This window comes from Rhizobium sp. Leaf306, assembly GCF_001423425.1.
In the GTDB taxonomy this organism is placed as follows: Bacteria; Pseudomonadota; Alphaproteobacteria; order Rhizobiales; family Rhizobiaceae; genus Neorhizobium; species Neorhizobium soli.
On record NZ_LMNX01000002.1, the window covers coordinates 495407 to 510996 of the forward strand.

The window sequence follows — 15590 nt, forward strand, 5'->3', positions numbered from 1 at the left end:
TCGCTCAGGCGCAGAGGCTGGCGAGGGCCTTGAAGTCCTGGATCTGCACGCAGCGGACGCTTTGCAGTTTGATCAGGTTGGATGCGCGCAGCTTTGCGAACACACGCGAAACGGTTTCGATCGTCAGGCCGAGATAATCCGCGATGTCGAGTCTCGACATCGGCAGGTCGAAATGGTCGAGATTGCCCTGGCGGTTGGCCATGTCCAGCAGGAAGCCGGCGATGCGCTCCACCGCGGTCTGGCGGCCGATGACCGCCAAGTGCTCCTGGGCGCGCAGCATGCCGCGCAAGGCGAGCTTCAGAATGTCGTCGCCATTGCCGGGCTGGGAAAACCTGCGCAGTCCCGTCGGAACGATCGCTTCCGCAAAAAAGGCATGCGTGCGGTCGGCTTCAAAACCAAAGGTCTCGCCGGCAAGGTAGAAGCCGATGACCTGACGGCGGCCATCGGACAGCAGCCGATGGAGGCGGACGGCGCCGAATTCGACCTCGTAGAACGTGCCGGATTTCTCGCCGGGCGTGTAGATTTCCTTGCCGCCGGCATAGGTCTGGACCTGGGTAACCCGGGTGACTGGTGCGGAGGAACACGGAAACGCGATCGGCGTTGCGTTTAGCATCTTTGCCTGGGCGTTCGCGACCGGAGCGTTCACGGCTCTTCCTCCAAGTGATCAGAGCTAGGATGCCGCAAGCCACTCGTCGGCGATATTGAGGTGTCTCCCTACGGAGTTCTACGTAGCAACCGGTGCTGGCGTGGCGTGGCTCAGATGGGCGAAATCCCTCACCATCCGCAGGAGTTCGGCACCATCGAACGGCTTTATCAGGATGCGCGCCGTGTTTTTGGATGGGATCGGCGTCATTCCGTCTGCCAGCATGATGAAACGGCTGGGAGAGTCGAGAAGCTTGTGCTGGGCGTCGAGGTTGCCGTGGACTTCGTGGGAGTCGATGATCGTGCACGCGGACGAGGCTGCCGAAGCGTGGCCCGCGCACCAGCTTTCATAGGAGAGGACCTGAAAACCTTCGACCTCCAGCGCGAACGCCAGCGACTGTCTAAGCCCGGCATCCGGAGCGATCACTGCAATAGTGGTCGAGGGTGACAACACGTGGACTATCCAGGATCCGGGGGGCGCTAGGGCGACATTGGACGCCGATTGTAATATGCGCGCCGCGCCCCAAGCGGACTTTGCGTTAGATCAAGAAGTTGCAATTAAATCGCGGATTGTCCGTTTGTTCAGGTTCGGCGTCACTCCTGGTCGAAGCCGGCCGCCATGGTCATCCGAACCAGTTGCGGCAGGCTGCGCGCCCGCATCTTGGCCATCACGTTGGCGCGGTGGACTTCAACCGTCCGGGGGCTGATGTCGAGATCGTAGGCGATCGACTTGTTCGGCAAGCCGGCAACGACTGCCAAAAGGACCTGGCGCTCGCGATCGCTGAGCGACTGGAGGCGGCTCAACACTTCCTGCACCTCGGTCACTTCCGTCGGCTTTTCGACGAGAAGCTTGGCAGCCCGCTCGATTGCTTCGATGATGGTCGTATCGTCGAACGGTTTTTCGATGAAATCGACAGCGCCGGCCTTCATTGCTTCCACTGCCATTGCCACGTCGCCGTGGCCGGTTATGAAGATCACAGGCATCCGGATCTTCTGGGCGGCGAGTGACCTGATCAGCTCGAGACCCCCGATATCGGGCATCCTGAGGTCGCTGATGAGCAGGGCGTTGCGAGTTCCGGGCGCAAATTTCAGGAAGGCTGTCGCGCTTTCATGCACGCGCACGGCAAATCCGTTCATCGTCAGCATGAAGGCGAGCGACTTGCGCACCGGCTCCTCATCGTCGACGATATGCACCACGTAGTCAGCGGTCGGCATTCTCTTCGTCCTCCTTGTACAACGGCAGCGTGAACCGGAACGTGGCACCTCCGGCGACATTTCGGGTGACCACCATCTCACCGTCATGGGCTTCGATAATACGTTTGCATATCGAAAGTCCGATTCCCATACCACCCGCCTTGGTCGTCACGAATGGCTTGAACAATTGGGCCTCGATCTCCTCCGCAATCCCGGGGCCTGTGTCTTCGACGACCACAGCCACGTGCTCGTCGTCCTGGACCAGCGTGCGGATCGTGAGCTCTTTCCGCTCACTGTCGCGCATCGCTTCGATTGCGTTGCGCATCAGATTGGTCAGGACCTGCTGGATCTGGATCTTGTCAGCGACGACGATTTCCGGGCCGTCGTTGAATTCGAACATCGTCCGCACGCCGTTTTCCCGAGAGCCGACCAAGGCCAGAGCCGCGGCTTCTTCAATCAGCCGGCGTATGTTGTGGGGCGCTTTTTCCGTTTCACCCTTCGTCACGAATTCGCGCAGGTGCTTGATGATCTGCCCGGCGCGGAGCGATTGGTTGCCGGCTTCCTTCAGCGCGTCTCGCAATCGCGACGCCATGTCGTCGTCCATGTCCCGCAGGAGTCTTGCGCAGCCGTGGACATAGTTCGCGATGGCCGAAAGCGGTTGGTTCAGTTCATGGGCAAGGGTCGAGGCCATTTCACCCATCTCGTTCAGTCGCGCGAGACGGGCAACTTCACCCTGCATTTCCTGCAATCGTGCCGCCGATTCGGCGCGTTCGGTAAGATCTCGCACGAAGCCGGTATAGAAGGTCTCGCCACCCGACCGGGTTTCGCCAACGGCAAGCTTCATCGGGAAGGTGGAGCCATCCTTGCGACGGCCGACCACGACGCGATCCCGGCCGATAATCCGCTTCTCGCCGGTGCGCGCGTAGCGCTCGAGATAGCCGTCATGCTCCCTGTGGTAGGGCTCCGGCATGAGGATACGCAGGTTGCGTCCGACGACCTCGTCTTCCGTATATCCGAACTGGCGAACGGCCGCGGAATTGAAGGAGACGATGATGCCTTCCTTGGTAATGACGATAGTGGCATCGAGCACGGTGTCGAGGATCGATCGCAGATGCGCCTCGCGAACCTCGGCCTTGGCCTGGGTCTTTGCGATGATGATACGGGCGATATGCAGGACCTTGCCGGTGACCGCGATTGCCAGGCTGGTCAGAGCGACCACTCTCAGTTCCGCCGAGGTCGCGCTGACGGGTGACAGTTCCTTCAACGCCCAGACACCGATTACGGAGAGGACTGCCGCGACCACACCCGGTCTCAAGCCTCCGATGACGGAGGCGAAGATGATCGACGGCACGAAAAAGAAGTAGATCCCCTTGCCGTTCATGGGAACGGAAAGAGCCAGACGAACTGCAAAGCCGACCAGGAAGCCGACGACAGCAAGGAGATAGACCTCACCACGGGTGAAATCACGTTTCTGAATGAACTGTACGAAGCGTTCGGTGCGCCCGGTCATTTCGCTTAGGATCATCGCTCATCCTACTGAAAAGGCGATCGACAGGCGCGCGGAGAGACGGGCGCGGATGTCTTGAACGCGTTGTAGCACAGGCTTAAATGCAGCGTCCAACGGGCAAATCGGGGAGGGGTCTTCATACACATGCTTTTCACCATATGTCAGAGAAACCGCGCATTCGCTCCGGAACCCTGTTCATCCCGGCGTGCAATTGATCGGTAAACCCGATAAGGCTGGGCCTTGGCCTAAACATTCCGCTAGGTTATCAACCAGAATCAGACTGGTAACACACACGCAGCCATGGCTGCTGCCGGAGAATTTGATATGTCGACCGTAGCCGCCGAAGCAAATGAAGGGCGCGCCGCACCGATCAAGGTTTTGTTCGTAGAAGACGAAGCCCTGATCCGCATCTCTACAGCCGATTTCCTGCAGGATGCCGGCATGGGCGTCGTCGAAGCCGGCACAGCGGGTGAGGCGCTAGGCCTTGCCTCCGAGCAGCCGGTCGATATCCTGGTTACCGACGTGCATCTGCCCGACATGACAGGCCTGCAACTGACCATCAAACTCCGCGCCCAATTTCCGGATCTCCCGGTCATCTTCGCGACGGGCGATCGCAATGTCGAAGGCGCCGAAGGCCTGTCGCGTTCGGGCCTGGTGACCAAGCCCTATGACTACGACAGCCTTGTCTCGCTGATCCGCTCCATGGTCTCGGCCGGCTGACCGGCGGAACCGGCCGTCAGATCCGGCCATCCGCCTCCACGATCATCTTCGTCAGGCTGCCATCCGCGGGAAACAGCGGGATGAGGCATGCCTGCAGCGCGTGATAGATGTCGCCCTTGCCGGGAAACAGGGTGTGAGCCGGGACCAGATCTTCCGTCAGTTCCTCGTGCCAGCCGCCGTTCTTGTGGTCGATGAACTTGTTGGCAATGGTGCCCCAGATCAGCCTGTAGCTGTCTTCGTAGAAGCTGTCGGCCGGCAGATGCTGGTTGATGAAGTGGGCAGCTGCTGCGCCCTCGCACATCGGCCACCAGAGCTTGTTGGTCTTGGCGGGCTTGTCTTCCCAGTCGAGTGTGTAGAAAAAGCCGCCTTTTTCCTTGTCCCAGCCGAGTGACATGGCCTGCACGAACAGGTTCTTGGCCGCATCCGGCATCCAGGCGTGCTTCTTGTCGCCAAGCGTCCACAGTTGCAGCGTCAGGCGGGCCCATTCAAGCCAGTGGCCAGGTGTCGTGCCGGCCGGGCGGAACATCTCGTCTTTGTGGTAGTAATCCTTGTCGATCTGCCAGTCGGTATCGAAATGCTCGGCGACGCGGAAGCCGACGCTACCGGCAAGGCGCCGGATCACGAGGTCCGCAATGCTTTCGGCCTTGTCCAGATAATGCCGTTCGCCGGTTGCCTCAAAGGCCGCCATCAGCGCTTCGGTCAGGTGCATGTTCGAGTTCTGGCCACGATAGCTGCCACCGTCGATCGGCGACCAGTCGGACGCGAATTCCTCTGCGATGGCGCCGTGTTCGCGATCCCAGAACCGGGTTTCCAGCACGTCGGTGACGTCGGCCAGCATCGCGTCCGCAAGCGGATGGCCGACGACCTTGGCGGAGGATGCGGCGAGCAGCACGAAAGCATGGCCGTAACCCTGCTTGTTGCTGTCGGCCGGGCCATCGTCGTTCATCGACCAGGCATAGCCACCGTTTTGTTGGTCGCGGTGACCGTTCCAGAGAAAATTCATGCCGTGGTCGACCAGGTCGCCCGTACCCGGACGTCCCAACAAATAGCCGATAGAATAGCAGTGCACCATGCGGGCAGACGCGTGAATGCCGCGAACGGGATTGTCGCCGGGGAGCGGGTTGCCGGTGGGGTCGAGATCGAAGAAGCCGCCCTTGGGGTTGATGGCCCTGTGCTGGAAGAAATCGAACAGGCCGTCAGCCTGTTGCAGCAGCCAACGCCGGTGGTAGGGCAGATCGCTCCAGAATTTCGATACCTGGCCCGCGTCGCTCATGCTTCTCTCCCTTTTGCATTCTGCTTCAAGGCTATACCGTCAGGAGTATGGCCTGTCATCGACAATTCGTTTATTACTCACGGCACGACGGCTGGACATCATATAAACGCATCTTTATATGATTATGAATACCGTTTGATGCTGTTCAGGAGTGTGTCCCTTGTTTGATGAACTCTTCGGTCCCGAAGGCGATCGCCGCGACGGTGCGGAAATCCTTGCGGCTCTAAAGGCGGCCGCACGCGAACGAATTCTCGTGATAGATGGCGCCATGGGCACCCAGATCCAGGGGCTCGGCTTCAACGAAGAGCATTTTCGTGGCGAACGCTTCATCGGTTGCGCCTGTCACCAGCAGGGCAACAACGACCTTCTGATTCTCTCGCAGCCCCAGGCGATCGAGGATATCCACTATCGTTACGCCAAGGCCGGCGCCGATATTCTCGAGACCAACACGTTTTCCTCCACCCGTATCGCCCAGGCGGATTACGAGATGGAAGGCGCTGTCTACGATCTCAACCGCGACGGGGCACGCCTTGCCCGCCGGGCCGCGATCCGCGCCGAAAAGGAAGACGGCCGCCGCCGTTTCGTGGCCGGCGCCATCGGGCCGACCAACCGGACGGCCTCGATTTCTCCCGATGTCAACAATCCGGGCTACCGCGCCGTCTCCTTCGACGACCTGCGGATTGCCTATGGCGAGCAGATCGACGGTCTTATCGACGGCGGTGCAGATATCATTCTGATCGAAACGATCTTCGACACGCTCAACGCCAAGGCTGCGATCTTTGCCTGCGAGGAGCGCTTCGAGGCGAAGGGTATTCGCCTGCCGGTGATGATATCGGGCACGATCACCGACCTTTCCGGACGCACGCTGTCCGGCCAGACGCCGTCTGCGTTCTGGAACTCTGTGCGCCATTCGAACCCGTTCACAATCGGTCTCAACTGCGCGCTTGGCGCAGATGCCATGCGTCCGCACCTGCAGGAATTGTCGGGCGTTTCCGACACCTTCATCTGCGCCTATCCGAATGCCGGCCTGCCCAACGAGTTTGGTCAGTATGACGAGACGCCTGAAATGATGGCGAAGCAGGTCGAGGGATTTGCCCGCGAAGGTCTCGTCAACGTCGTCGGCGGCTGCTGCGGCTCGACGCCGGAGCATATTCGCGCGATCGCCGAGGCTGTCTCCAAGTACAAGCCGCGCCAGATCCCGGAGCATTCGCCGTTCATGTCGCTGTCGGGCCTCGAGCCCTTCACGCTGACCAAGGACATTCCCTTCGTGAATGTCGGCGAACGCACCAACGTCACCGGTTCGGCCAAATTCCGTAAGCTGATCACTGCCGGCGATTATGCGGCAGCGCTGGTCGTTGCCCGCGACCAGGTCGAGAACGGCGCGCAGGTCATCGACATCAACATGGACGAGGGCCTGATCGATTCGGGCCAGGCGATGATCGAGTTTCTCAACCTGATCGCCGCCGAGCCGGATATTGCTCGCGTGCCCGTCATGATCGACAGCTCGAAGTTCGAGATCATCGAAGGCGGACTGAAATGCGTTCAGGGCAAGCCGATCGTCAACTCGATCTCGCTCAAGGAAGGCGAGGAAAAGTTCCTGGCGCAGGCCAAGCTGATCCGCAATTACGGCGCGGCCGTCGTGGTCATGGCGTTCGACGAGACGGGGCAGGCGGATACCTATGACCGCAAGGTCGAGATCTGCAGCCGCGCCTACAAGATCCTGACCGAGCAGGCAGGCTTTCCGCCCGAGGATATCATCTTCGATCCGAACGTGTTTGCGGTTGCGACCGGGATCGAGGAACACAACAATTACGGCGTCGATTTCATCGAGGCGACGCGCACCATCCGTGAACGCATGCCGCTGGTGCATATTTCCGGCGGCGTTTCGAACCTCTCCTTCTCGTTCCGCGGCAACGAGCCGGTGCGCGAGGCGATGCATGCCGTGTTCCTGTACCACGCCATCCAGGCGGGCATGGACATGGGCATCGTCAATGCCGGTCAGCTGGCGATCTACGAGAACATCGATCCGGAACTGCGCGAGGCCTGCGAGGACGTGGTGCTGAACCGCCGCGCCGACGGGACCGAGCGGCTGCTGGAAGTGGCGGAAAAGTATCGTGGCGGCCCCGGCAAGGAAGCAAGGGTCCAGAATCTGGCTTGGCGCGAACGCTCGGTGGAAGAGCGGCTGTCGCATGCGCTGGTCAACGGCATTACCGAATTTATCGACGCCGATACGGAAGAGGCGCGGCTGCAAGCCGCGCGTCCGCTGCACGTCATCGAGGGGCCGCTGATGGCCGGCATGAATGTGGTCGGCGATCTGTTCGGTTCGGGCAAGATGTTCCTGCCGCAGGTGGTGAAGTCCGCCCGCGTGATGAAACAGGCGGTTGCGGTGCTGCTGCCTTACATGGAAGAGGAAAAGCGCCTCAACGGCGGCGACCAGCGCAAGACCGCCGGCAAGATCCTGATGGCAACCGTCAAGGGCGACGTCCACGATATCGGCAAGAACATCGTCGGCGTCGTGCTCGCCTGCAACAATTACGAGATCGTCGATCTCGGCGTGATGGTACCGGCGACGAAGATCCTCGAAACGGCAATTGCCGAGCAGGTCGATATCATCGGTCTGTCGGGCCTGATCACGCCGTCGCTCGACGAAATGGTGCATGTGGCAGCCGAAATGGAGCGGCAGGGCTTCAACGTTCCGCTGCTGATCGGCGGTGCCACGACCAGCCGGGTTCATACGGCCGTCAAGATCCATCCGCGGTATGAGCGGGGCCAGGCCGTCTATGTTACGGATGCCTCGCGCGCCGTCGGCGTCGTCTCGGCGCTTCTGTCGCCGGACGCGAAGGATGGCTATGTCGAGACGATCCGCGGCGAATATGCCAAGGTCGCGGCGGCGCATGCCCGCTCGGAAGCGGACAAAAAGCGGCTGCCGATCGAGCGTGCCCGCGCCAATGCCGAGACGGTCGACTGGACATCCTATGAGCCCAAGAAGCCGCAGTTCTTCGGCACGAAAGTGTTCGAAGGCTACGATCTGGCGGAGCTTGCGACCTATATCGACTGGACGCCGTTTTTCCAGACCTGGGAATTGAAGGGTCGCTACCCGGCCATTCTCGAAGACGAGAAGCAGGGCGAGGCCGCGCGGCATCTGTTTGCAGATGCGCAGGCGATGCTTCAAAAAATCATTGCGGAAAAGTGGTTCCGGCCCCAGGCCGTGATCGGCTTCTGGCCGGCCAACGCTGTCGGCGACGACATCAAGCTGTTTACCGACGAGACGCGCAGCACGGAGCTCGAGACGCTGTTCACGCTGCGCCAGCAGCTGTCCAAGCGTGACGGCCGGCCGAATGTGGCGCTGTCGGATTTCGTCGCACCGGTTTCGAGCGGCAAGGCGGATTATGTCGGCGGCTTCGTGGTCACGGCCGGTATCGAGGAAGTGGCGATCGCGGAACGGTTCGAGCGGGCGAACGACGATTATTCGTCGATCCTGGTCAAGGCGCTCGCCGACCGGTTTGCGGAAGCGTTTGCCGAACGCATGCACCAGCGCGTGCGTCAGGAGTACTGGGGCTATGCGCCGGATGAGACGCTCACCAGCGACGAGTTGATCCACGAGCAGTATGCCGGCATTCGTCCGGCACCGGGCTATCCAGCGCAACCCGACCATACGGAAAAGGAAACGCTGTTCCGGTTGCTTGACGCTACCAAGGCGACGGGCGTGACGCTGACCGAGAGCTACGCGATGTGGCCGGGATCATCCGTCTCGGGCTTCTATATCGGCCATCCCGCCAGCTACTATTTCGGCGTTGCCAAGGTGGAACGGGACCAGGTCGAGGATTATGCATCCCGCAAGGGCATGGCCATCGAGGAAGTCGAACGCTGGCTCGGCCCGGTGCTGAACTATATCCCGACCAATGTGACCGCGGTCGAGGATGCCGCTTAGGCGGTCTGCCGCCATGTTCACAGATTGAATCAAGAAGCCGGCAAGTTGAATCACTTGCCGGCTTCTTCCGTTTGATATTGCTGCATTGTTAGCGATCAAGCATTTTCCAGTCGCGGCGCGCAGCGCCTATTCCTTGACCACCAGCAGGTCGCTTGCGGCGAAACGCAGGGTCACTGTTTCGCCTGGCTGCGGCAGCACCTTGTCCGGCGCGTTGAACATGTCGAACGAGATCTGGTTGCCGCCCGCGGTGAACCGGGTGCGCACGACGGACCCTAGGAAATGCGTCGAGACGACGGTACCGGTTAAAGCCGTATCGCCCGTGGCGCTCTCAGACAGCGAGCCGGCTTCGGGGCGCAGCGCGATCGAAACGGTGTCGCCCTGGTTCAAGGCGCCGATCGGTTCGCGCAGCGTGATGATGTTGTCGCCGATGCGGATGGTGTTGGCGGCCGGATCTACGACGATCGCGTCGATGATGTTGAGCGTGCCGACGAACGAGGCGACGAAGCGGGTGGCCGGGCGGTTGTAGATCTCCGACGGCGTGCCGATCTGGTCGGCGCGACCGGCGTTCATGACGACGATCCGATCCGAGATGGACAGCGCTTCCTCCTGATCGTGGGTGACGAAGACCGTTGTGATGCCGAGCTTCATCTGGATCTGGCGGATTTCCTCACGCAAGGATACGCGGATCTTCGCGTCGAGCGCTGACAGCGGTTCATCCAGCAGCAGGACCTGCGGTTTTGGTGCGAGCGCACGGGCGAGTGCGACACGCTGCTGCTGGCCGCCGGACATCTGGTACGGGTAACGGTCGGCCAGGTGTTCAAGGCCAATCAGCCTCAGCATTTCCTTCACGCGGGCGTCGATATCCGCCTTCGACATGCCAGCGACCTTGAGGCCGAAGGCGACGTTGTCGAACACGCTCATGTTGGGAAACAGGGCATAGGCCTGGAACACCATGCCGATATTGCGCTGGCTGGTTTTCAGGCCCGACTGGTTGCGGCCGTTGATGAAGATCGTGCCGTCGCTCGGGTTCTCGAACCCGGCGATCATCCTCAGAACCGTGGTCTTGCCGCAACCGGACGGTCCGAGAAAGGAGACAAATTCCCCTTTCTCGATCGCCATATGGAAGTCCTTGACGACCTGCGTCTGGCCGAAGCTTTTCTTGATACCGTCGAGAACGAGAAACGACATGAGGTGAAAATCCTTGAGGCGCAGTCCCTAAGCCCGGGAGGGTGCCATCTTGCTGAAACGGGAAACGAGCTGGAGCAGGCCCATCGAAAGCCAGGTGATTGCAAAGGCGATCACGGCGAGCGCCGACGGCTCATAGGCCTTGTTGGCGCCCACGAGCTGGAGATAGGGACCGAATGCGGGTCGGTTGAGAAGGGCGGCCATGGTGAATTCGCCCATCACGATCGCGAAGGTGATGAAGGCGCCCGACAGCACGCCCGACATCACGTTCGGGAAGATGCAGCGAAACAGGATCGTCGGCCATTTGGCTCCGAGGATTTCCGCCGCTTCCGTCAATGTTCTGACGTCGATGGTGCGCATCGCCGTATCGACCGAGCGATACATGTAGGGCAGCGACAGGGTGATGTAGGACATGACCAGAAGCACGTTGGTGCCGAAGGTCGAACCGGTGAACGGGATGTAGGACGACGAATTGTAGAGCCTGAGATATCCGAAGACGATGACGATCGCCGGGATGACCAGCGGCATCAACGTGATGAACTCCATCACCGGTCGCATCTGGGGGACGCGCAGCCTGACCCAGTAGGCCGTCGGCACGATCAGCAGCATGCCGAAGATGATGGTGAGCAGCGCCATCAGCATGGAGAAGCCGAAGGTTGCCCGGAAGGCGGCATCCGAAAACACCGAGCCGTAGGCATCGAATGAGTATTCGCCGCGCCGCATGCGCAACGAGAATTCAAACGTGCCGAGCAGCGGCACGAAAAAGTAGATGACGCCGACGGCGATGGCGAGCCAGGCGAAGAATTTTGTCATCTTCATCTCGCGCATCCTCACTTCTGCCAGCGTTCGGCGCGCATGCGCAGCCAGATGTACAAGACGTTGGAGGCGCCGGTGATGACGATCATGCCGAGTGCCAGCGCATAGCCGAGGTTCGGATTGTGCAGCACGTCGCCGCGGATCTGCGCATAAAGCAGGATCGGCACGATGTTGAGCGAGGAGCCGGTCAGCGCATAGGCCGTGGCGATCGCGCCGAAGGCGTTGGCGAAGAGAAGCAGGCTGGTGCCGAGGAGGCTTGGCCACAGGATCGGCATCGCCACCATGCGCCAATATTGCCAGGTGGATGCGCCGAGGATCTCGGAGGCTTCACGCCACTCCTTTTTCAGACCGTCGAGTGCCGGGGTCAGGATCAGCACCATCAGCGGGATCTGGAAGAACATGTAGGTGAGGGTGAGACCGACGAAGGACAGGAGATTGAAGCCGGTCGAATAGAGATTGAAGCCGAACCAGTCGCGCATGAAGACGGTCACGAGGCCGGTGCGGCCAAGCGTGGCGATAAAGGCGAAGGCGAGGGGCACGCCGGCAAAATTCGAGGCGACGCCGGAGAAAGTCAGGAGGCTGGAGCGGATCCAGGACGGCAGGCCGCCGAGAACGATCGCCCAGGCAAGCGCAAAGCCGATGATCGCGCCACCGAGCGACGATGCGAAGGAGACCTTGATCGAGATCCAGTAGGCCGAAAGGATCGTCGGCGTGAACAGGTCCGCGATATTCTTGAAGGTGAGTGTTCCCTCGGGCGTGAAGAAGGCGCCGACGACAAGATAGAAGGTCGGGACGATCAGAAACATCAACGCGAAGATCATGAACGGCGCGACGCCGAGCCAATCGACGACGGTACGGCGGTCGATGAAGGACGATGATGCGGTGGACATGAATCCGGTGTTTCTGTCGGAGGAGGAAAAAGGCCTCCCCGCGCCCATAAAAGCGGAGCGGGAAGGCCGTCTAGGCTAGATTACTTGACGTTGGCGCCGACCACGGAATCCCACTTCGTGGTGATCGCGGTCTTGCCGGCAGCCTGCTGTTCGAGTGTCGGGAATACGGCCTTTTCATAGGACGCGGCCGGCGGCAGGGCGTCGAGCAGTGCCTTCGGGATCTTGTTGTTCTTGGCAAGATCGTTGAAACGGATCGGGTGGCAATAGCCCTTCAGCCAACCGAGTTGGCCTTCGTCGGAATAGAGGTATTCCATCCAGAGCTTGGCAGCGTTCGGATGCGGTGCGAAAGCGGAGATCGCCTGCACATAGACGCCGGCAACGACGCCCGACTGCGGAACGACGACTTCATAAGGCGGGTTGCCCTTCAGGCTTTCGCCCCAGGACAGAGCATTGTAGTCCCAGGCGATGATGATCGGGGTGGAGCCCTGTGCGAACGGGGCAGCCTTGCCGATGACCGGAACGAAGTTGCCGGCCTTGTTGAGTTCTGCGAAGAACTTCAGGCCTTCTTCGCCAGCCTTGGCGGCATCGCCCTTAGCGGCGGAGAGACCGGCAGCATAGACGCCCTGGACAGCCTGGTTTGCAGAGCGCGGGTCGCCGGCGAGTGCGACGGCGTTCGCGTAGTCGGACTTCAGAAGATCCTTCCAGTCCTTCGGCGATTCCTTGACGAGATCCTTGTTCACCATGAAGGCGAGAACGCCGTAATAGTCGCCGTACCAGTAGCCTTCAGCATCCTTGGCTTCAGCCGGGATCGAGTCCCAGGTGGAAACCTTGTAAGGCTGGATCAGGCCTTCGGCCTTGGCGGACGGGCCGAAGGACAGACCAACGTCGATCACGTCAGGAGCCTGCGGGCCCTTGTTGCCCTTGTTGGCCTTGATGGCTTCGATTTCGTCGCCCGAGCTCGCGTCCGGGTTCAGTTCGTTGACTTCGATTCCGTACTTGGCCTTGAAGCCGGCGATCACGTCGCCGTAGCCGCACCAGCTGTGGGGCAGGGCGATGGTGGTCAGCGCGCCTTCCTTCTTGGCGGCGGCGATCAGTTCCGCGCTCGGCTCGGCTGCTGCAAGGCTGGTGGAAGCGATGAGGACTGCTGTCGTCAGAGACAGCAGACGATGGGCGTTCTTGAGCACGGGTGTCCTCCTGGGGTTGAGCGTCTCGGCGCGACTCGTAGAGCCATTGTGTGTATCGTATGTGACAGCGCGCATTCCAAGCGCATGCTAGAAATCAGGCCTGTATTTCAGGAATTTAGAAGATATCCCTCACCAATTGAATCCGTTTGTCCGGAGGGAACTGCGCTCGGACACGGCAATCGTGTTTGCCCTGTCATCACTGGTCAATCCTGCCGGTCATACGAAAGCCGTTCCCTCCGGTCTGCGCCGGTTTGTGACAGGATTAACATTCGTTTCCAGGACCGAGTCAACGGGGCCCATGGAGGAGATTTGAGATTACCGTTGACGACGCGGCGGAAGTGAAGAATTCTCGTCGTGGTTAATGCGTGTTCATACTTCACGAAATCGCTTCAAGACCGATGTCGGCGGGATCAAAGGACAGTCATCGCGTCCGGCACTGACTTCACGACCTAGACTATGAACGAGTTTATTCGAAACGAAGCCGCCTACGGTCGAGGCAGGCTTTCGACGGGCCGGTGTGGGAACTCTCCAGCCGGTTTACTGAGAGACCAGGGGAACAGCCAGAGCTGCGGGATACCGACACCGACAAAAGCGGGCGGATCCGAATGGACGGGGACGGCGGGCCGGACGGCCTCGCTGCCTATTTCTTTGATCAGGAGAGAAGGCATGGAAAGTTCATCAGCGGGCGTCAGCTACAAGAAGGCGGATGCTGCCTATTTCGAAAAGCGCGGGCTTTCGCGCTATGCAGGGGTCTGGTCGCTTTGGGCGCTCGGCGTCGGCGCCGTTATCTCAGGGCATTTCTCGGGCTGGAATTTCGGTTTCGCGACCGGCGGATGGGGAGGGATGCTGGTTGCAGGCATCATCATCGCCGTCATGTATCTCGGCCTGACGTTCTCGATCGCCGAGATGAGCCCGGCGCTGCCGCACACGGGTGCTGCCTATTCCTTTGCGCGAACGGCGATGGGACCCTGGGGCGGCTTCATTACAGGGCTCTGCGAGAACGTCGAATACGTGCTCACGCCCGCCGTCATCGTTACCTTTATTACGGCCTATGTGAATTCGATCCTCGGCCTCGATCCCGTCTACTCGCCGATCCTGTGGATCCTGTTCTACATCATCTTCCTAGCGCTCAACGTGTTCGGCCTCGAACTGTCGTTCAAGGTGACGCTGGTCATCACGATCGTTTCGCTGGCGGTGCTGGTGTTCTTCTGGGTCAGCGCCATCCCCAACATGGACTTTTCCCGCTGGGCGCTGAACATCGGCGTCGGACCTGATGGTGCAGCGATCGAACTGCCTGAAGGCAATGGCGACTGGTTCCCGTTCGGGATCACAGGCGTGCTTGCAACGCTTCCCTTTGCGGTCTGGCTGTTCCTTGCCATCGAACAGTTGCCGCTGGCGGCAGAAGAATCGGTCGATCCGAAGCGTGACATGCCGAAGGGCATCATCCTCGGCATGATGACGCTGATGCTGTCGGCCTTCATGATTGTGCTCCTCAATCCCTCTCTGCCGGGTGTCGGCGCCTTTCATCTGAGTACGGCGCTGGAGCCGCTTCTCGACGGGTTCAAGTCCGTTTATGGCGACGGCGGCGTCGTTATCCTCGGTCTGGTGGCGCTGACGGGTCTGATCGCCAGCTTCCATACGATCCTCTATGCACAGGGTCGCCAGATCTACTCGCTCTCACGGGCCGGCTATTTCCCGACGGCGCTCTCGGTCACGCATCCGACCTACAAGACGCCCTACGTCGCGATGCTGGCGGGAGCGCTGGTCGGTCTTGCCGTGATGCTGGTCATCTGGTTCTCGCTCGGTGCGGAAGCAGGCGGCAGCGCCATCGGCAGCGTGTTGCTCAACATGGCGGTGTTCGGCGCGATGTTCTCCTACATCATGCAGGCGATCTCGTTCATCATCCTGCGCAAGAAACTGCCCAATATCGAGCGGCCGTTCCGGTCTCCACTGGGCATCCCGGGTGCCGTCCTGACGATCGTCATCGCCGTGGTGACGCTTCTCTATCAGGTTCAGGATCCCAACTTCTTCAAGGGCGTCGTCTGGGTGGTGATCTGGTTTGCTGTCGCGATCGCCTATTTCGCGCTTGTTGGCCGCCATCGTCTGATCCTTTCGCCGGAAGAAGAGTTCGCGATGGAGCACAAGCAGGCGGCAGCGCTGGTCTGATCCCCAGACATCCGTGATCAACACGTGGCCCGCGATCGCTTCGCGGGCCACATTTGCGTTCTCAGCCTTTTTAGGTCGGCAT

The 15590-nt window shown here is 60.5% G+C and carries 12 protein-coding genes; 3 read left to right on the plus strand and 9 right to left on the minus strand.

The features are described from left to right. Positions 1-4 precede the first annotated feature (4 nt). The 4 genes from ASG19_RS10235 to ASG19_RS10250 all read right to left on the minus strand — a co-directional run bounded on the left by ASG19_RS10235 (position 5) and on the right by ASG19_RS10250 (position 3361). Positions 5-646 (minus strand): helix-turn-helix domain-containing protein, encoded by a 642-nt coding sequence (locus ASG19_RS10235; protein WP_244476138.1) that lies wholly within the window; start codon positions 644-646, stop codon positions 5-7. 78 nt (positions 647-724) lie between these two features. Continuing rightward, positions 725-1096 (minus strand): transcriptional regulator, encoded by a 372-nt coding sequence (locus tag ASG19_RS10240; protein WP_139283807.1) that lies wholly within the window; start codon positions 1094-1096, stop codon positions 725-727. Between the two features lie 140 nt (positions 1097-1236). Beyond that, positions 1237-1857 (minus strand): response regulator FixJ, encoded by a 621-nt coding sequence (fixJ, locus tag ASG19_RS10245; RefSeq protein WP_062456050.1) that lies wholly within the window; start codon positions 1855-1857, stop codon positions 1237-1239. Further along, the gene (locus ASG19_RS10250) at positions 1844-3361 is read right to left on the minus strand and encodes a PAS domain-containing sensor histidine kinase (protein ID WP_062456053.1); all 1518 of its coding nucleotides are present in this window, start codon (positions 3359-3361) and stop codon (positions 1844-1846) included. Before ASG19_RS10250 ends, fixJ begins: the two co-directional genes overlap by 14 nt. 306 nt (positions 3362-3667) lie before the next feature. Here ASG19_RS10250 and ASG19_RS10255 point away from each other — a divergent pair, with 306 nt between their 5' ends. After that, positions 3668-4063 (plus strand): response regulator, encoded by a 396-nt coding sequence (locus ASG19_RS10255; protein ID WP_062456056.1) that lies wholly within the window; start codon positions 3668-3670, stop codon positions 4061-4063. 16 nt (positions 4064-4079) lie between these two features. Here the strand turns inward: ASG19_RS10255 and ASG19_RS10260 are convergent, their stop codons facing one another. Continuing rightward, positions 4080-5336: an AGE family epimerase/isomerase gene (locus ASG19_RS10260; protein WP_062456059.1), complete on the minus strand. Its 1257-nt coding sequence runs from the start codon at positions 5334-5336 to the stop codon at positions 4080-4082. Positions 5337-5496: 160 nt separating this feature from the next. Here ASG19_RS10260 and metH point away from each other — a divergent pair, with 160 nt between their 5' ends. Then, on the plus strand, positions 5497-9267 hold the full coding sequence (gene metH, locus ASG19_RS10265; RefSeq protein ID WP_062456062.1) for a methionine synthase: 3771 nt from the start codon (positions 5497-5499) through the stop codon (positions 9265-9267). Positions 9268-9393: 126 nt separating this feature from the next. Here the strand turns inward: metH and ASG19_RS10270 are convergent, their stop codons facing one another. From ASG19_RS10270 to ASG19_RS10285, 4 genes are all read right to left on the minus strand, one after another. After that, positions 9394-10455: an ABC transporter ATP-binding protein gene (locus ASG19_RS10270; protein WP_062456065.1), complete on the minus strand. Its 1062-nt coding sequence runs from the start codon at positions 10453-10455 to the stop codon at positions 9394-9396. Positions 10456-10482: 27 nt separating this feature from the next. Next, the gene (locus ASG19_RS10275; protein WP_062457958.1) at positions 10483-11271 is read right to left on the minus strand and encodes an ABC transporter permease; all 789 of its coding nucleotides are present in this window, start codon (positions 11269-11271) and stop codon (positions 10483-10485) included. Between the two features lie 11 nt (positions 11272-11282). After that, complete coding sequence (locus ASG19_RS10280; RefSeq protein WP_062456068.1) at positions 11283-12158, minus strand: ABC transporter permease subunit; 876 nt, start codon at positions 12156-12158, stop codon at positions 11283-11285. Positions 12159-12238: 80 nt separating this feature from the next. Beyond that, a complete protein-coding gene (locus ASG19_RS10285) occupies positions 12239-13342 on the minus strand; it encodes an ABC transporter substrate-binding protein (RefSeq protein WP_062456071.1) in 1104 nt (367 codons plus the stop codon). A gap of 666 nt (positions 13343-14008) precedes the next feature. Here ASG19_RS10285 and ASG19_RS10290 point away from each other — a divergent pair. Beyond that, positions 14009-15508: an amino acid permease gene (locus ASG19_RS10290; RefSeq protein ID WP_062456074.1), complete on the plus strand. Its 1500-nt coding sequence runs from the start codon at positions 14009-14011 to the stop codon at positions 15506-15508. Positions 15509-15590 lie beyond the last annotated feature (82 nt).

Coding starts and splice junctions, on each gene's coding strand:
- ASG19_RS10250 (WP_062456053.1), bottom strand. CDS start 3,361: ATGATCCTAAGCGAAATGACCGGGCGCACCGAACGCTTCGTACAGTTC.
- ASG19_RS10270 (WP_062456065.1), bottom strand. CDS start 10,455: ATGTCGTTTCTCGTTCTCGACGGTATCAAGAAAAGCTTCGGCCAGACG.
- ASG19_RS10275 (WP_062457958.1), bottom strand. CDS start 11,271: ATGAAGATGACAAAATTCTTCGCCTGGCTCGCCATCGCCGTCGGCGTC.
- fixJ (WP_062456050.1), bottom strand. CDS start 1,857: ATGCCGACCGCTGACTACGTGGTGCATATCGTCGACGATGAGGAGCCG.
- ASG19_RS10290 (WP_062456074.1), top strand. CDS start 14,009: ATGGAAAGTTCATCAGCGGGCGTCAGCTACAAGAAGGCGGATGCTGCC.
- ASG19_RS10255 (WP_062456056.1), top strand. CDS start 3,668: ATGTCGACCGTAGCCGCCGAAGCAAATGAAGGGCGCGCCGCACCGATC.
- ASG19_RS10260 (WP_062456059.1), bottom strand. CDS start 5,336: ATGAGCGACGCGGGCCAGGTATCGAAATTCTGGAGCGATCTGCCCTAC.
- ASG19_RS10280 (WP_062456068.1), bottom strand. CDS start 12,158: ATGTCCACCGCATCATCGTCCTTCATCGACCGCCGTACCGTCGTCGAT.